At 69.8% G+C, this 13,800-nt stretch carries 18 protein-coding genes; 4 read left to right on the top strand and 14 right to left on the bottom strand.

Annotated features, from left to right (window positions below):
* Window positions 1–7: 7 nt before the first annotated feature.
* Genes N787_RS14225 through asnS form a run of 14 tightly spaced genes read right to left on the bottom strand, consistent with a single transcriptional unit; the run spans window position 8 to window position 11,411 of the window.
* Window positions 8–1,015 carry a GGDEF domain-containing protein gene (locus N787_RS14225; protein ID WP_052575112.1) on the bottom strand — a complete coding sequence of 336 codons (1,008 nt, stop codon included), beginning with the start codon at window positions 1,013–1,015 and terminating at the stop codon, window positions 8–10.
* Window positions 1,016–1,017: 2 nt separating this feature from the next.
* Entirely contained in the window at window positions 1,018–2,286 is a 1,269-nt protein-coding gene (gene kynU / locus N787_RS04080; protein ID WP_034210962.1) for a kynureninase, read from the bottom strand.
* The gene (locus N787_RS04085; protein ID WP_034210963.1) at window positions 2,283–3,290 is read right to left on the bottom strand and encodes an amidohydrolase family protein; all 1,008 of its coding nucleotides are present in this window, start codon (window positions 3,288–3,290) and stop codon (window positions 2,283–2,285) included. Before N787_RS04085 ends, kynU begins: the two co-directional genes overlap by 4 nt.
* Before the next feature lie 24 nt (window positions 3,291–3,314).
* Entirely contained in the window at window positions 3,315–4,274 is a 960-nt protein-coding gene (locus N787_RS04090; protein ID WP_034210964.1) for a sodium-dependent bicarbonate transport family permease, read from the bottom strand.
* Window positions 4,275–4,277: 3 nt separating this feature from the next.
* On the bottom strand, window positions 4,278–4,805 hold the full coding sequence (locus tag N787_RS04095) for a 3-hydroxyanthranilate 3,4-dioxygenase (RefSeq protein ID WP_034210965.1): 528 nt from the start codon (window positions 4,803–4,805) through the stop codon (window positions 4,278–4,280).
* A 1-nt stretch (window position 4,806) separates the two neighbouring features.
* Complete coding sequence (locus N787_RS04100) at window positions 4,807–5,238, bottom strand: RidA family protein (protein WP_034210966.1); 432 nt, start codon at window positions 5,236–5,238, stop codon at window positions 4,807–4,809.
* Complete coding sequence (gene can / locus N787_RS04105; RefSeq protein ID WP_034210967.1) at window positions 5,235–5,897, bottom strand: carbonate dehydratase; 663 nt, start codon at window positions 5,895–5,897, stop codon at window positions 5,235–5,237. The genes N787_RS04100 and can overlap by 4 nt, the downstream gene beginning before the upstream one ends.
* 4 nt (window positions 5,898–5,901) lie before the next feature.
* The gene (locus N787_RS04110) at window positions 5,902–7,347 is read right to left on the bottom strand and encodes an aldehyde dehydrogenase (RefSeq protein WP_034210968.1); all 1,446 of its coding nucleotides are present in this window, start codon (window positions 7,345–7,347) and stop codon (window positions 5,902–5,904) included.
* Window positions 7,348–7,407: 60 nt separating this feature from the next.
* Window positions 7,408–8,220, bottom strand: a complete 813-nt coding sequence (gene nei / locus N787_RS04115; RefSeq protein WP_034210969.1) for an endonuclease VIII — start codon at window positions 8,218–8,220, stop codon at window positions 7,408–7,410.
* Window positions 8,221–8,262: 42 nt separating this feature from the next.
* Window positions 8,263–8,553 (bottom strand): PilZ domain-containing protein, encoded by a 291-nt coding sequence (locus N787_RS14230; protein WP_052575113.1) that lies wholly within the window; start codon window positions 8,551–8,553, stop codon window positions 8,263–8,265.
* Window positions 8,554–8,564: 11 nt separating this feature from the next.
* On the bottom strand, window positions 8,565–9,350 hold the full coding sequence (locus tag N787_RS04125) for an SDR family oxidoreductase (RefSeq protein WP_034210971.1): 786 nt from the start codon (window positions 9,348–9,350) through the stop codon (window positions 8,565–8,567).
* Entirely contained in the window at window positions 9,347–9,694 is a 348-nt protein-coding gene (locus tag N787_RS04130) for a hypothetical protein (RefSeq protein WP_034210972.1), read from the bottom strand. The genes N787_RS04125 and N787_RS04130 overlap by 4 nt, the downstream gene beginning before the upstream one ends.
* Before the next feature lie 16 nt (window positions 9,695–9,710).
* Entirely contained in the window at window positions 9,711–10,007 is a 297-nt protein-coding gene (locus N787_RS04135; protein WP_034210973.1) for a hypothetical protein, read from the bottom strand.
* A gap of 3 nt (window positions 10,008–10,010) precedes the next feature.
* The gene (asnS, locus tag N787_RS04140; RefSeq protein WP_034210974.1) at window positions 10,011–11,411 is read right to left on the bottom strand and encodes an asparagine--tRNA ligase; all 1,401 of its coding nucleotides are present in this window, start codon (window positions 11,409–11,411) and stop codon (window positions 10,011–10,013) included.
* A gap of 123 nt (window positions 11,412–11,534) precedes the next feature.
* Here asnS and N787_RS04145 point away from each other — a divergent pair, with 123 nt between their 5' ends.
* The 4 genes from N787_RS04145 (at window position 11,535) to rplI (ending at window position 13,336) form a co-directional block, all read left to right on the top strand.
* Window positions 11,535–11,861, top strand: coding sequence for a HesB/IscA family protein (locus N787_RS04145; protein ID WP_034210975.1), 327 nt, complete (start codon window positions 11,535–11,537; stop codon window positions 11,859–11,861).
* 284 nt (window positions 11,862–12,145) lie between these two features.
* Window positions 12,146–12,541, top strand: coding sequence for a 30S ribosomal protein S6 (rpsF, locus tag N787_RS04150; protein ID WP_034210976.1), 396 nt, complete (start codon window positions 12,146–12,148; stop codon window positions 12,539–12,541).
* A gap of 20 nt (window positions 12,542–12,561) precedes the next feature.
* A complete protein-coding gene (rpsR, locus tag N787_RS04155) occupies window positions 12,562–12,792 on the top strand; it encodes a 30S ribosomal protein S18 (RefSeq protein ID WP_034210977.1) in 231 nt (76 codons plus the stop codon).
* A 94-nt stretch (window positions 12,793–12,886) separates the two neighbouring features.
* Entirely contained in the window at window positions 12,887–13,336 is a 450-nt protein-coding gene (gene rplI, locus N787_RS04160; RefSeq protein WP_034210978.1) for a 50S ribosomal protein L9, read from the top strand.
* Window positions 13,337–13,800: the final 464 nt, after the last annotated feature.

Raw genomic sequence — 13,800 nt, forward strand, 5'->3', positions numbered from 1 at the left:
GGAAAGTTCAGGCGGTCGGGGCGTCGGCGACGACGCGGTTGCGGCCGCCGCGCTTGGCTTCGTAAAGGGCGCGGTCGGCGCGGTCGAGCGCGGCGGTGATGCTGCCTTCGCCGCGGCGCCAGGCGGCCAGGCCGATGCTGATGGTCACCGGCACGCCCTGGAAATCGGCGGCGGCCACCGCGGCGCGCAGGCGCTCGGCGATGGCCCGCGCGGCCTCGGGGTCCTGGTCGGCCAGCAGCACCGAGAACTCCTCGCCGCCGTAGCGGAACAGCGGCATGTCGGCGTCCAGCACCCGGCCCAGCTCGGCCGCGACCAAGGTGATGATGCGGTCGCCGGCGAGGTGGCCGTGGCGGTCGTTGATGGCCTTGAAATGGTCGATGTCGATCAGCAGGAACACGCAGCCGGCGGCCGGGGTGCGGCCGCTGGCCAGCTGCTCCACGGCTTCGTTGAAGGTGCGCCGGTTCAGGCAATTGCTCAGCGCGTCGTGGTCGGAGTGGTAGCGCAGCATCACCGCCGCGCGCTCCTGCAGCAGCGCGTAGGTGAACATGAAGCACACCAGCAGCCCGTAGCCGCTCGAGAAACGCACCACGTCGATGGCCGGCACCAGCGGCGCCAGCATCGCCGAGGCGTAGGCGCCGAAGGCGATCATGCCGGCCAGCGCCACCCGCGACGAGACCAGGAACACCAGCACCGGCGGGAAGATGTAGGCCCAGTGCTGCATCGGCCGGTCGTGGTGGAGGCCGAACACCATCACGCCCACCAGCAGCGCCGCGATGCTGACGAAGAACACCGTGCCGCCGTGGTGCTTGGGAAGCGCCAGCAGCGCCGCGATGCAGCCGCCAGCGACCGCCAGCGAGATCCACGCCAGCTGCGCGGTATCGGCCAGCCCAAGACGCGTGTTGATCACGCCCAGCACGATCATCAGCGCGAAGATCAGCACCGACAGCACCATCGCCACCCGCCAGCGCATCAGCTCGCGCAGCAGGGTGAACGAGTCGCGGCGCAGGTGGGGCACGGTCAGCCGCCGTCGCGCCAGCTTTCCACCGCGTCCACGAAGCGGTGCAGGTCGGTGAACCGGTTGTACAGCGGTACCGGCGAGATGCGGATCACGTCGGGCTCGCGCCAGTCGCCGACGATGCCGCGGGCTTCCAGGAATTCGAACAGCGCGCGGCCGCGCTCGCGCCCGCCCTGCACCCGCAGCGAGAGCTGGCAGCCGCGGCGCGCCGGGTCGGCGGGCGTCACTACGTCCAGCACGTTGGCCACGCGCGATTGGATCAGCGCCTCGAGGTGGCCGGTCAGCTTCTCGGACTTCGCGCGCAGGCGGTCCATGCCGGCCTCGGCGAACAGATCGAGCGACACGCGCAGCGGCGCCAGCGCAAGGATCGGCGGGTTGCTCAGCTGCCAGCCCTCGGCGCCCGGCGTGGGCCGGAACTCGGGGCCCATCTTGAAGCGCGTGGCCTGGTCGTGGCCCCACCAGCCGGCGAAGCGCGGCCGGTCGGTCACCGCGTGGCGTTCATGCACGAACGCACCCGCCACCGCGCCCGGCCCGGAGTTGCAGTACTTGTAGTGGCACCACGCGGCGAAATCGACGCCGCTGTCGTGCAGGGCCAGCTTCAGGTTGCCGGCGCCGTGCGCCAGGTCGAAGCCCACCACGCAGCCGCGCGCGTGCGCCAGCTCGGTGATGCGCTTGAGGTCGAAGGCCTGGCCGGTGCGGTACTGCACGCCCGGCCACAGCACCAGCGCGATGCGATGGCCGTGTTCGGCCAGCGTGCGCTCGATCGCCTCCATCGAGATCGTGCCGCCCGGTTCGTCGGCGGCCAGCTCGATCAGGTCGGTGGCCGGGTCGAAGCCGTGGAAGCGGATTTGCGATTCGACGCCGTAGCGGTCGGACGGAAACGCGCCGGCCTCGATCAGGATCGCCGGCCGCTCGCGCGTCGGCCGGTAGAAACTCACCATCAGGAAATGCAGGTTGGCGGTCAGCGAATTCATCGCCACCACTTCCGAGGGCAGGGCGCCGACCAGCGCCGCGAGCCCTTCGCGGACTTCGGCGTGGTAGGGCATCCACGGATGCTTGCCGCGGAAATGCGCCTCGACGCCGAGCGCCGCCCAGTCGTCGAGTTCCTGCACCAGCGCCGCGCGCACCGCGCGCGGCTGCAGGCCCAGCGAGTTGCCGCAGAAATACGCCTGGTCCACGCCCTCGTGCTGCGGGATATGGAAGCGCGAACGGAATTCGCGCAGCGGATCGGCGGCGTCCAGCGCCTGCGCGGCGGCCATGTCCATGCTCATTCGAACCTCGACAGCGGCAGGCCCAGCCATTCCAGCGCGGTGCCGTGGTAGAGCCGCGCCTCGTCGGCCTCGCCCAGGCCCAGCGCGGCGATGCCGGCGCCCGGCACCTGCTCGCCCAGCGGGAACGGATAGTCGGTACCCAGCATCACCCGCGGCACGCCCACGGTGTCGAGCAGGTAGCGCAGCGCGCGGTTGTCGGCCACCCACGAATCGAAATAGAGCTTGGGCAGGTAGCTGCGCGGGTTGTGCGGGTTGTCGGTGGCCACCAGGTCCGGGCGCATGTTGAAGCCGTGCTCGATGCGGCCGATGGTGTAGGGGAAGCTGCCGCCGCCGTGGGCCAGGCAGACCTTCAGGCGCGGGAAGCGCTCGAGCACGCCGCCGAAGATCAGCGCGCAGGCCGCGCGGCTCTGTTCGGCCGGCATGCCCACCAGCCAGGGCATCCAGTACTTGGGCATGGACTCGCTGCCCATCATGTCCCACGGATGCACGAGGATGGCCGCGCCGAGGTCCTGCGCCGCCTCGAAGAAGGGCAGCAACTCGGGCGCGTCCAGGTTCCAGTCGCCGATGTGCGAACCGATCTGCACGCCCTGCAGGCCGAGCTGGTCGACGCAGCGCTCGAGCTCCTGCACCGCCAGGCGTGGCGACTGCAGCGGCACCGTGCCGATGCCGGCGCAGTGGCGGCGATGGTCGCGGCAGGCCTCGGCCATGTGGTCGTTGAGCGCCTGGTGCAGCTCCAGCGCGTGCTGCGGCTTGGCCCAGTAGCTGAACATCACCGGCACCGTGCTCAGCACCTGCACCTGCACGCCGAACTTCGCGTAGTCGGCGATGCGCTCGGCCGGGTCCCAGGTCTTGGACCAGATCTCGCGGAAGAACTTGCCGTCCTTGTAGATGCGCGCGCGCCCGTCCTCGTGGTGGATCACCGGGAAGCGCGGGTCGCCGTACTTCTCGGCCAGGTTCGGCCAGGTGCGGGGCAGGTAGTGGGCGTGGGTGTCGATCTTGAGCATGGCGGCGATTCTATCCCGCCGGGCTCAGCCGCCGAGCCAGCGCGCGAACGCGGCGTAGCTGGGGATGCCCAGGGCCAGGTTGAAAGGGAAGGTCAGGCCCAGCGAGGCCGTGATGCAGCGGCCGGCGTCCGCCTCCGGCAGGGAGGCCCGCACCGAGGCCGGCGCGGCGATGTAGGAGGCGCTGGCCAGCATCGCGCCGAACACCGTGGCGCCCGCCACGCCCAGCCCGATCGCGTGGCCGATGGCCGTGCCGGCCAGGCCGTGCAGCAGCGGCAGCATGGTGGCGAACACCACGAGCCGCCCGACGCCGCGGGTGAGCTGGCGCAGCTGGCTGGCGGCGACCAGGCCCATGTCGAGCATGAACAGCATCAACATGCCCTGGAACAGCTGGAAGTACATCGCGTCCACGGCCTGCACGCCGTCGCGCCCGGCGATGGCGCCGATGGCCAGGCCGCCGATCAGCAACACCGCGGTGCGGCCGGTCAGCACCTCGCGCACCTGGTGCCAGCTGGGCCGGCCGCCGCCGCGGGCCAGGCCGATGCCGAGCAGGATGGCCGGGATCTCCAGCGCCACCACCAGCGCCACCAGCACTGCCGGCGAGGTGTCGCCCGTGCGCTCGACGAACTGCTGGGCGGCGATGAAGGTCACCGCCGACACCGAGCCGTAGTGCGCGGCGATGGCGCCGGCCTGCAGCGCGTCGTCGCGCAGCCAGGTGCGCGCCAGCAGGTAGGCGGTGGCCGCGGTGGCGATGCCGGCGAGGATGGTCACGCCCAGCAGCAGCCACAGGTTGTCGGGCGCGCCCTGGTGCAGGGCCACGCCGCCCTTCAGGCCGATGGCCAGCAGCAGGAAGATCGAGAGGTAGGACTGGATCGCCGAGGGGATCTCGAGGTCGCTGCGCAGTCCGCGCGCGATCATGCCCAGCGCGAAGGCCAGCACCACCGGCGAGAGCAGGTTGGCGGTCAGCAGGTCGAGCGAGGGAGCCATGGCTCAGGCTTCCGCGTCGTAGCGCGCGGGCGCCGGGTTGAGGTGGCCGCAGGCCGTGCAGGTGCGGTGTGTGCGCGAGCCGTAGAAGCGGTCGAACACGGCGCCGAACTGGGTCTCGATGTTCTCCAGCGCGAAGAACTCCTCGTACAGCTTGTGGTTGCACTTTTCACAGAACCACAGCAGGCCGTCCTGCTCGTGCGGCAGCCGCTTGCGCTCGATCACCAGGCCGATGCCGCCGGCGCTGCGCTGCGGCGAGTGCGGCACCCGCGGCGGCAGGTAGAACACTTCGCCGGCCTTTATCGGGATGTCGCGGGCGTGGCCGTCCTCCTGCACCTTCAGCACCATCTCGCCCTCGAGCTGGTAGAAGAACTCCGGGCCTTCGTCCCAGTGGTAGTCGGTGCGCGCGTTCGGGCCGCCGACGATCATGATGATGAAGTCGCCGTCGACGATGCACTTGTTCGCCACCGGCGGCTTGAGCAGGTGCCGGTGTTCGTCGATCCACTGCTGCAGGTTGAAGGCCGGCGCGAGCATGTCAGCGGGACTCCGGGAAGGCCGCCACGCACTTGAGTTCGATCGCGATCGGCGTCGGCAGCGAGGTGATGCCCAGCGTGGTGCGGCAGGGCGCCTTGTCCACGTTCGGGAAGTATTCGGCCCAGACGCCGTTGTAGGCGTTGAAGTCGCGCTGCATGTTGGTGAGGTACACGGTGATGTCCACCAGCCAGTCCCAGCGGCAGTTACTGGCCTCGAGGACGGCACGCACGTTGGCGAACACCGAGTGGCACTGGGTGACGATGTCGTAGTCCACCAGCGCGCCGTTGGCGCCGTAGACATTGCCCGGCACCGCATTGGTGCCCGGGGTGCGCGGGCCGATGCCCGAGAGGAAGAGCAGGTTGCCGACGCGGCGGGCGTGCGGGTAGCGGCCGACCGGGTGCGGCGCGGAGGTGGCGTGGATGATCTCGCTCATGGGGTGTCCTTCAGGCGGCCGCGGATGTGATCCATGGCCAGCGCATAGGCTTCGGGCAGTTCGCCGGGGCTGTCGACGCCCATGCCGAGTTCGCGCACGCGGCCGTCGAGCAGGGAGTACACCCAGCCGTGCACGCTGAGTTTCTGGCCGCGGTTCCAGGCGTCCTGGACGATGGTGGTCTGGCAGACGTTGACCACCTGCTCGACCACGTTCAGCTCGCACAGGCGGGCGTGGCGCAGGGACTCGAGGTCGACCTCGGCCAGCATCGCCGCGTGCTTTGTGGCGACATCGCCGACATGGCGCAGCCAGTTGTCGGCCAGGCCGACCCGGGTGCCGGTCAGCGCGGCGTGCACGCCGCCGCAGCCGTAGTGGCCAACCACCAGGATGTGCTCGACCTTGAGCACGTCCACGGCGAACTGGATCGTGCTCAGGCAGTTGAGGTCGGTGTGCACCACCAGGTTGGCGACGTTGCGGTGGACGAACACCTCGCCGGGCTGCAGGCCGGTGATCTGGTTGGCGGGCACGCGCGAATCCGAGCAGCCGATCCACAGGTACTTCGGCGCCTGCAGCTGCGAGAGGCGCTTGAAGAACTGCGGGTCCTCGGCGCGCACCTTCGCGGCCCATTCCCGGTTCTTGTCGAGCAGTTCCTTCAAAGGCATCGTGTCATCCCAGATCGATCGTGACGTTCTTGGCTTCGGTGAAGAAGCGCAGCGCTTCCCAGCCGCCCTCGCGGCCGATGCCGGACTGCTTCACGCCGCCGAAGGGCGTGCGCAGGTCGCGGTTCATCCAAGTGTTGACCCAGACCACGCCGGCCTCTAGCGCGGCGGCGAGGCGGTGGGCGCGGCCCAGGTCCTGGGTCCAGACGCTGGCCGAGAGGCCGTAGGGCGTGGCGTTGGCGAGCGCGAGGGCCTCTTCGTCGGTGTCGAAGGGCTGCAGCGTCACCACCGGGCCGAAGATCTCCTCGGTGTTGGTGCGGCAGTGCGGGCCCAGGCCCTCGATGACCGTGGGCGCGATGAACCAGCCGTCGGCGCAGCGGCCCGCGGGGCGCACGGCGTCGCCGCCGCACAGGATCGCGCCGCCTTCCTCGCGGGCCAGGGCCAGGCAGGCCAGCACCTTGTCGTAGTGCGCGCGCGAGACCACGGGGCCGAGGTTGGTTTCGGCCAGGTCCGGGTCGCCGATCGCCAGCGCCTTCGCGCGTGCGACCAGGGCGTCGCGGAATTCCGCGTAGTAGCTCCGCTCGACCAGCAGGCGCGAGCCGCACAGGCAGATCTGGCCGGAGTTGAGGAACGCCGAGCGCACCACGGTGTCGAGCAGCTTCTGCTTGGGCGCGTCGGCGAACACTAGGGTGGCGTTCTTGCCGCCCAGCTCCAGCGAGGTCTTCTTCAGCGAGCGCGCGCAGCTTTCGGCGATGCGAACGCCAACCGCGGTGCTGCCGGTGAAGCTGATGGCCTTGACATCGGGGTGATCGACCAGCGCCTGGCCCGCGATCGCACCACGGCCCTGCACGATGTTGAACACGCCGGCCGGGAAGCCGATGTCGCGCGCCAGTTCGCCCAGCATCCAGGCCGTCACCGGCGTCACTTCGGAGGGCTTGCCGACCACGCAGTTGCCTGCCGCCAGCGCCGGCGCGAACTTCCACGTGAACAGGTACAGCGGCAGGTTCCAGGGGCTGATGACGCCGACCACGCCCAGCGGCTGGCGCAGGGTGTAGTTCACGACGCCCGGCGTGGAGTGCGATTCGCTGGCGAACTGGGTGGCGGCGGCCGCGAAGAAGCGCAGGTTGCTGACCGCTCGCGGGATGTCGAGGGTGCGCGCGAGCGACAGCGGCTTGCCGACATCGCGTGATTCGGCGGCGGCGAACTCGTCGAGCCGGGCTTCCAGCGCATCCGCGAGTTTGTTGATCCAGGCGGCACGGTCGGCGGCGGGCAGGGTGGACCAGGCCGGGAAGGCGCGCCGGGCCGCGGCCACGGCGGCATCCACGTCGGCGGCGGTGCCGTCGAGGCATTGCGCGTACACCCGCCCGGTGGCGGGTTCGAACACGTCAAGGGCGGCGTTCCCCGCAGTACCGCGGGCCTCGCCGTCGATCAGGTGGGTCAGCCGCATTTCCATGCCCGCAAGCTTACCCGCCACGCCCGCCGTACGGACAGGTCAGGTTCCCCTGTGGGAGGGTCAGGATTGGCAGACCTTGCACCAGTACAGGCGGCGGCCGCCGAGCTCGTGGCGGACGATGACGTCGCCGCACTGGCGGCAGGGTTCGCCCTCGCGGTCGAAGACCTCGAAGCGGAAGCCGCGCGGGGTATCGGTGAGGTAATCCTCGGCCATGCCCTTGGCGCGCCGGATGCCGCGGGTGGCGTAGCTGGCGCGGGGCACCGCGAGCAGGGCGCGGGCCAGGGCCTCGGTTTCGTGGTCGTCGAGGTCGCGCGGGCGCCGGTTCGGGGCGATGCCGGCCATGAACAGCACTTCCGAGCGCAGGTAGTTGCCCATGCCGGCCAGGAAGGCCTGGTCGAGCAGCAGCGCCACCAGCGCGCGGCCGGCGAAGCGCGGGTCGCGCAGGCGGGCGGCCACGGTGGCCTCGTCCAGCGACAGGTCCAGCACGTCGGGGCCGAGCTTGGCCAGGAAGGGGTGCCGCGGCAGCTCGGCGGTCTTCCACATCTCCACCTCGGAGGCGGAGTAAAGCAGGATCGCCTTCTTCGCCGTCTCCAGCGCGACCCGCAGCGATCGGGTGGTGTCGGGCCGCTCGCCGGCCTTCGCGACTTTCCAGACGCCGTAGAGCTGGTTGTGCGAGTACAGCGTCAGCCCGTGGTCGAAGTGCGTGAGCAGGGCCTTGCCGTGCGGCACGATCGCGGTGATGCGTTGGTCCACCAGCGAGCGCTGGTAGCGCTTGAGTTCGGGGAACGCGAAGAACGCGTCGGTGAGCGGCTGGCCGACCACGGCCTTGGCGAGCTGGTCGGCGGCGCGGCGGATTTCAGGACCTTCGGGCATGGCGCAAGGCTGCCGACGCGTCCGTGCAGGCCGCGTGTGGGCTCAGTGCCTGAGCACCGGGGGCACGGCCTGCACCTCGTGGTACTCGAAGCCCAGCGAGCCGTTCTCGACCCGGGCCACGCGGGCATCCACCACCACCGCCGGGCCGGAGACATCGAAGAACACCAGGCGCACGATGGCCGCGACTTCAAGCTGGCAGGTGGCGGGGCGGAACAGCCCGCAGCCACCTTCGGACAGGTCCTTGACCTCGCCCACCCAGGCCTTGTCCTCGTGCAGCACCATCACCCGTGCCGCGAAGGGAACCCGGTCGGACCAGCGGTTGTTGGCGTCCATGCGTCGGTGCCTCAGAGGGAACGGGTGCGCCCGCCGTCGACCGGCAGGTTGATGCCATTAACGTAGCCGGCCGCGTTTCCGGCCAGGAAGGCGATGGCCGCGGCGACTTCGGCCGGCTCGGCGAAGCGGCCCGCCGGTACCGTGGCCAGCATGCCGCGCGCGATCTCGTCGGCCGGCTTGCCGGTGGCGGCGGCGCGCTCGGCCAGGATCTGGTCCAGGCGCTGGGTGCGGGTGTAGCCGGGCAGCACGTTGTTGACGGTGATGCCGTGCGGGCCGAGTTCGCTGGCCAGGGTCTTGGACCAGGACGCGACCGCGCCGCGGATGGTGTTGGAGACGCCGAGGTTGGCGATCGGTTCCTTCACCGAAGTGGAGATGACGTTGACGATGCGGCCCCAGCCGGCGGCGCGCATGCCCGGCAGAACGGCCTGCACCAGCACCTGGTTGGCCACGAGGTGCTGGCGGAAGACCGCGAGGTAGTCCTCGGGCGCGGCCGCGTGCGCGGGCCCGCCCGGCGGGCCGGCGGTGTTGTTGACCAGGATGTGCACCGGGTACTTGGCGCACAGCGCCGCCACCGAGGCGGACAGACCCTGGCTGTCGGAGGAATCCGCGGCGACGTGTCGATGCTGCTGGCCCTCGGCGCGGGGCAGGGTGGCCACGACTTCGGCCAGGCGGCCGGGCCGGCGCGCCAGCACGGTGACGTCGGCGCCGAGCGCGGCCAGGGCCTGCGCCGCGGCCAGGCCGATGCCTTCCGAGCCGCCGCAAACGAGGGCGTGGCGGCCGCGCAGGGACTCGCTCACCGGTCTTCCCCGGTCAGCGGGTTCTTCATCGGCTGGATCATCAGGTCGCGCAGGCTGTCGTCGTCCTCGGCCCGCGGCGGTTCGATCTCCTCAAGGTCCAGGCCCCAGGCCTCGGCGTCCTCGGCATCCATGCCGTCGAGGGCGCGGAAGTCCGCGTCCATCAGGGCCGAGCGCGCCACGTCCTCGCTCTCGTAGATGTTGATGCGGCCATCGCAGTCGAAGACTTCGGCCACGCCGCTGTCGAGCACCCGCATCCGCGACCACACCAGCATGCGCGGCAGCGCCGCCAGCCACCACTGGTCGGAATCGCGCGGGCCGGACTCGGTTTCGTTTTCCTGGGACATGCGGGGGATTCCTTGGTTACTGCAGGGCGATCAGCGCGACGACGCCCACGGCGCCGACCAGGCTGAGCCAGCCGCTGCCGGCGGTGATGCCGGCGAAGAAGTTGAGGTTCGTGTCGTTCGCGGCGCGGTGCTTCCAGCGCATCAGCCACCAGCTGTAGCCCCAGCCGCCGTCTTCGGTGCCCGGCGCGAACGCGATCTGCTTGTCGAGCTGGTGGCGGAACGCCAGCACCCGGAAGCCGAAGTGCGCCGGCGCCGCCGAACCGGCCAGGCCGAGGAACAGGAACAGCAGCAGCGAACCCGCGCCCGTGCCCATGGTTCAGAACGTCGCCAGGCCCGGCGCGCGCGGGTAGGGGATGGCGTCGCGGATGTTGGCCAGGCCGCAGGTGTAGACCACCAGGCGCTCGAAGCCGAGGCCGAAGCCGGCGTGCGGCACCGTGCCGTAGCGGCGGAAGTCGCGGTACCAGCCGTAGTGATCGCCGTCGAGGCCGAACTGCGCCATGCGCTTGTCCAGCACGTCCAGGCGCTCCTCGCGCTGGCTGCCGCCGATGATCTCGCCGATGCCCGGGGCCAGCACGTCCATCGCGGCGACGGTCTTGCCGTCGTCGTTCAGGCGCATGTAGAAAGCCTTGATCTGCTCGGGGTAGTTCATCACCACCACCGGGCGACCGACGTGCACCTCGGTCAGCCAGCGCTCGTGCTCGGTCTGCAGGTCCAGGCCCCATTCCACCGGGAAATCGAACTTGTGGCCGGACTTCTGCAGCAGCGACACCGCCTCGGTGTAGTCGATGCGCTCGAAGGGCGAATCCACCATCGCCTCCAGGCGCGAGACCGCGGTCTTCTCGACGCGCTCGGCGATGAAGGCGAGGTCGTCGGCGCGTTCGGCCAGCACCGCCTTGAACAGGTATTTCAGGAAGGCCTCGGCGAGGTCGGCGTTGGCCTTGAGGTCGGCGAAGGCGATCTCGGGCTCGATCATCCAGAACTCGGCCAGGTGGCGCGTGGTGTGCGAGTTCTCGGCGCGGAAGGTCGGGCCGAAGGTGTAGACCTTGCTCAGCGCCAGGCAGTAGGCCTCGACGTTGAGCTGGCCGGACACGGTGAGGAAGGTTTCCTTGCCGAAGAAGTCCTTCGAGAAATCCACCTCGCCCTTGGCGGTGCGCGGCAGGTTGGCCATGTCCAGCGTGGAGACGCGGAACATCTGGCCCGCGCCCTCGGCGTCGGACGTGGTGATGATCGGCGTGCTGATCCAGTAGAAGCCCTGCTCGTGGAAGAAGCGGTGCACGGCCTGGGCCAGGCAGTGGCGGATGCGGGTGACCGCGCCGAACAGGTTGGTGCGCGGGCGCAGGTGCGCCACTTCGCGCAGGAACTCCAACGAGTGCGGCTTGGGCTGGATGGGGTAGGTCTCCGGGTCCTCGACCCAGCCGACGACCTCGATGCCGGTGGCCTCGAGCTCGAAGGCCTGGCCCTGGCCCTGCGAGGGCTTGAGCACGCCGTGCGCGATCACCGCGCAGCCGGCCGAGAGGCGCTTGACCTCGGATTCGTAGTTGCCCAGCGCGGCCGGCGCCACGACCTGGATCGGGTCGAAGCAGGAGCCATCGCTGACGTTGACGAAGCTCAGGCCGGCCTTGGAGTCGCGCCGGGTGCGCACCCAGCCGCGGACCGTGACTTCGCTGCCCGGGGCGTGCTGCCCGGAGAGCGCCTGCTGGACGCTGACCACTGCCATGCTCTTGAATCCCTGCCCGGACGGGCCAATTTGCGGAAGACCGCAAGGATACCCGCAGGCGTGGGTTCACGCAGCGCCGGTATACTTGCTCCGTCCCACCCCCGTTTGCCTCGAGACCTTGCCATGGCCGTCACCCTGACCCCCGCCGCCGCCGACCGCGTCCGCAGCTACCTGGCCGAAACGCCCGGCGGCATCGGCCTGCGCTTTGGCGTCCGCAAGTCGGGCTGCACCGGCTTCGCCTACGTGGTGGACATCGCCAAGGCCGAGGGCCCGGACGACAGCGTGTTCGAGACCGACGGCGTGGCCGTCCGGGTCGACGCCGCCAGCCTGCCCCAGGTCGACGGCACCGAGATCGACTTCGTCAGCCAGGGCCTGAACCAGCAGTTCGTGTTCCGGAACCCCCGGGTTTCGGCCGAATGCGGCTGCGGCGAGTCGTTCGCGACGTCCTGAGGAGGAGCTCTCAGGACGTCCCCACGATCCGCTTCGCGGATCGCGGGCCCCGGCTCCTTGCCTCCCGATCCCCGCGCCTGTCGGCGCGCCCCCTTACCAAGGGGGCTTTCCCTTCCCGGGGGGCGGAGGGGTTGTAAGTCCTTGAGTTGCGCGGGAAAGGGGGCGCGGGCATAATGCGCGGCTCCCCATCCCGGGGAGACCCTTGCTCCACGGCAGATGGTTCGCCATCTCGGGCCGGGGGCTGCCAGGCCGAATCACCGGCCGCATCCACAAGGAAACAACCCATGCGTCACTATGAAATCGTGTTCATGGTCCATCCGGACCAGAGCGAGCAGGTGCCGGCCATGATCGAGCGCTACAAGTCGCTCATCGAAGCCGACAACGGCAAGATCCACCGCCTGGAAGACTGGGGCCGCCGCCAGCTCGCCTACGCCATCGACAACCTGGTCAAGGCGCACTACGTGCTCCTGAACGTCGAGTGCGGCCAGAAGGTCCTCACCGAGCTCGTCGACGGCTTCCGCTTCAATGACGCCGTGCTGCGCCATATGGTCATCGCCCGCGAAGAGGCCGTCACCGAGCAGTCCCTGATCATGAAGACCAAGGACGAGAAGGGCGAGCGCCGCCCGCGCCGTGACGATGACGAAAACAGCGTTGGCACCGCCAACGACGACGCCGCCTGAGCCGAGACCGGAGACCGAACATGAGCAAGTTTTTCCGCCGCCGCAAGTTCTGCAAGTTCACGGCTGATGGCGTCAAGGAGATCGACTACAAGGATCTCAATACCCTGCGCCAGTACCTGACCGAGAACGGCAAGATCGTCCCGAGCCGCATCACGGGCACCAAGGCCAAGTACCAGCGCCAGCTGCAGACCGCGATCAAGCGCGCCCGCGAGCTCGCCCTGATCCCGTACACCGACAACCACCAGAACTGAGCCGGGGGCCCGCCGGGCCTTCGCTCCACCCGTCCCAACGGACAGCCAACAGTTGCGGGGCCGCGCGCCCCGCTAACGTGACGGAGCATTACCCATGAAACTGATCCTCCTGCAGAAAGTCGTGAACCTCGGCGGCCTGGGCGACCTGGTCGACGTCAAGCCGGGTTACGGCCGCAACTACCTGGTGCCGCAGGGCAAGGCCGTGCCGGCCACCCAGGCCAACATCGCCTCGTTCGAAGCCAAGCGCGCCGAGTACGAAGCCAAGGCCAACCAGGTCCTCGCCGACGCCGAAGCCCGCAAGGCCAAGCTCGAGGGCACCAGCGTCACGATCGCCGCGAACGCGTCCACCGAAGGCAAGCTCTTCGGCTCGGTCGGCCCGCGCGACGTCGCCGAGGCCTTCACGGCCGCCGGCCACAAGCTCGACAAGAGCGAAGTGGTCATGTCGGAAGGCGCCCTGCGCCGCACCGGCGAGTTCGACATCGAAGTGCGCCTGCACGCCGACGTCCACACCACGGTCAAGGTCGTCATCGAAGCCGAAGCCTGATCTTCGCCTTCCGCAACCCCCCGAAGGGCGCCTCAGGGCGCCCTTCGTCTTTTCCGCCCCTGTGGGAGGGACTTCAGTCCCGACCCGTGCGCCTTGCGCACGAGCGGCCGCATATCGTCACCTCCCGGCAGCGCCGCCGCCCACACACAGGGGTCTCCCGCCCGACTCGGGAGCGTCATCCTGACCACCGATGTCGGGTCGCTCACGGGCATCCATGCCCTCCGCGACACTTGCCCATCCCTGGGCGGCGGCGCTGCGATGGTGCCGCGGTGTGTCGACGTTCGTGCGCAAGGCGCACGGGTCGGGACTGAAGTCCCTCCCACAGAGGGATGTCGCAGGCCGTGAGACTGCGGGCGGGGAGGATGTGCACGGGTTATGCACAGACTTATCCGTGTCACGTCGCAGGGAGGCTCGCTAGGATGTCCGACCCGATGTTCCGCCTCCCGCTGATGCCGGTGGGCGCC

Origin of the sequence: Arenimonas metalli CF5-1 (assembly GCF_000747155.1) — a bacterium.
Taxonomy (GTDB): Bacteria; Pseudomonadota; Gammaproteobacteria; order Xanthomonadales; family Xanthomonadaceae; genus Arenimonas; species Arenimonas metalli.

Coding starts and splice junctions, on each gene's coding strand:
- rplI (WP_034210978.1), top strand. CDS start 12,887: ATGAAACTGATCCTCCTGCAGAAAGTCGTGAACCTCGGCGGCCTGGGC.
- N787_RS04090 (WP_034210964.1), bottom strand. CDS start 4,274: ATGGCTCCCTCGCTCGACCTGCTGACCGCCAACCTGCTCTCGCCGGTG.
- N787_RS04145 (WP_034210975.1), top strand. CDS start 11,535: ATGGCCGTCACCCTGACCCCCGCCGCCGCCGACCGCGTCCGCAGCTAC.
- N787_RS04130 (WP_034210972.1), bottom strand. CDS start 9,694: ATGTCCCAGGAAAACGAAACCGAGTCCGGCCCGCGCGATTCCGACCAG.
- kynU (WP_034210962.1), bottom strand. CDS start 2,286: ATGAGCATGGACATGGCCGCCGCGCAGGCGCTGGACGCCGCCGATCCG.
- N787_RS04100 (WP_034210966.1), bottom strand. CDS start 5,238: ATGAGCGAGATCATCCACGCCACCTCCGCGCCGCACCCGGTCGGCCGC.
- N787_RS04110 (WP_034210968.1), bottom strand. CDS start 7,347: ATGGAAATGCGGCTGACCCACCTGATCGACGGCGAGGCCCGCGGTACT.
- rpsR (WP_034210977.1), top strand. CDS start 12,562: ATGAGCAAGTTTTTCCGCCGCCGCAAGTTCTGCAAGTTCACGGCTGAT.
- nei (WP_034210969.1), bottom strand. CDS start 8,220: ATGCCCGAAGGTCCTGAAATCCGCCGCGCCGCCGACCAGCTCGCCAAG.
- N787_RS04135 (WP_034210973.1), bottom strand. CDS start 10,007: ATGGGCACGGGCGCGGGTTCGCTGCTGCTGTTCCTGTTCCTCGGCCTG.
- N787_RS14230 (WP_052575113.1), bottom strand. CDS start 8,553: ATGGACGCCAACAACCGCTGGTCCGACCGGGTTCCCTTCGCGGCACGG.
- can (WP_034210967.1), bottom strand. CDS start 5,897: ATGCCTTTGAAGGAACTGCTCGACAAGAACCGGGAATGGGCCGCGAAG.
- N787_RS04085 (WP_034210963.1), bottom strand. CDS start 3,290: ATGCTCAAGATCGACACCCACGCCCACTACCTGCCCCGCACCTGGCCG.
- rpsF (WP_034210976.1), top strand. CDS start 12,146: ATGCGTCACTATGAAATCGTGTTCATGGTCCATCCGGACCAGAGCGAG.
- N787_RS04095 (WP_034210965.1), bottom strand. CDS start 4,805: ATGCTCGCGCCGGCCTTCAACCTGCAGCAGTGGATCGACGAACACCGG.
- asnS (WP_034210974.1), bottom strand. CDS start 11,411: ATGGCAGTGGTCAGCGTCCAGCAGGCGCTCTCCGGGCAGCACGCCCCG.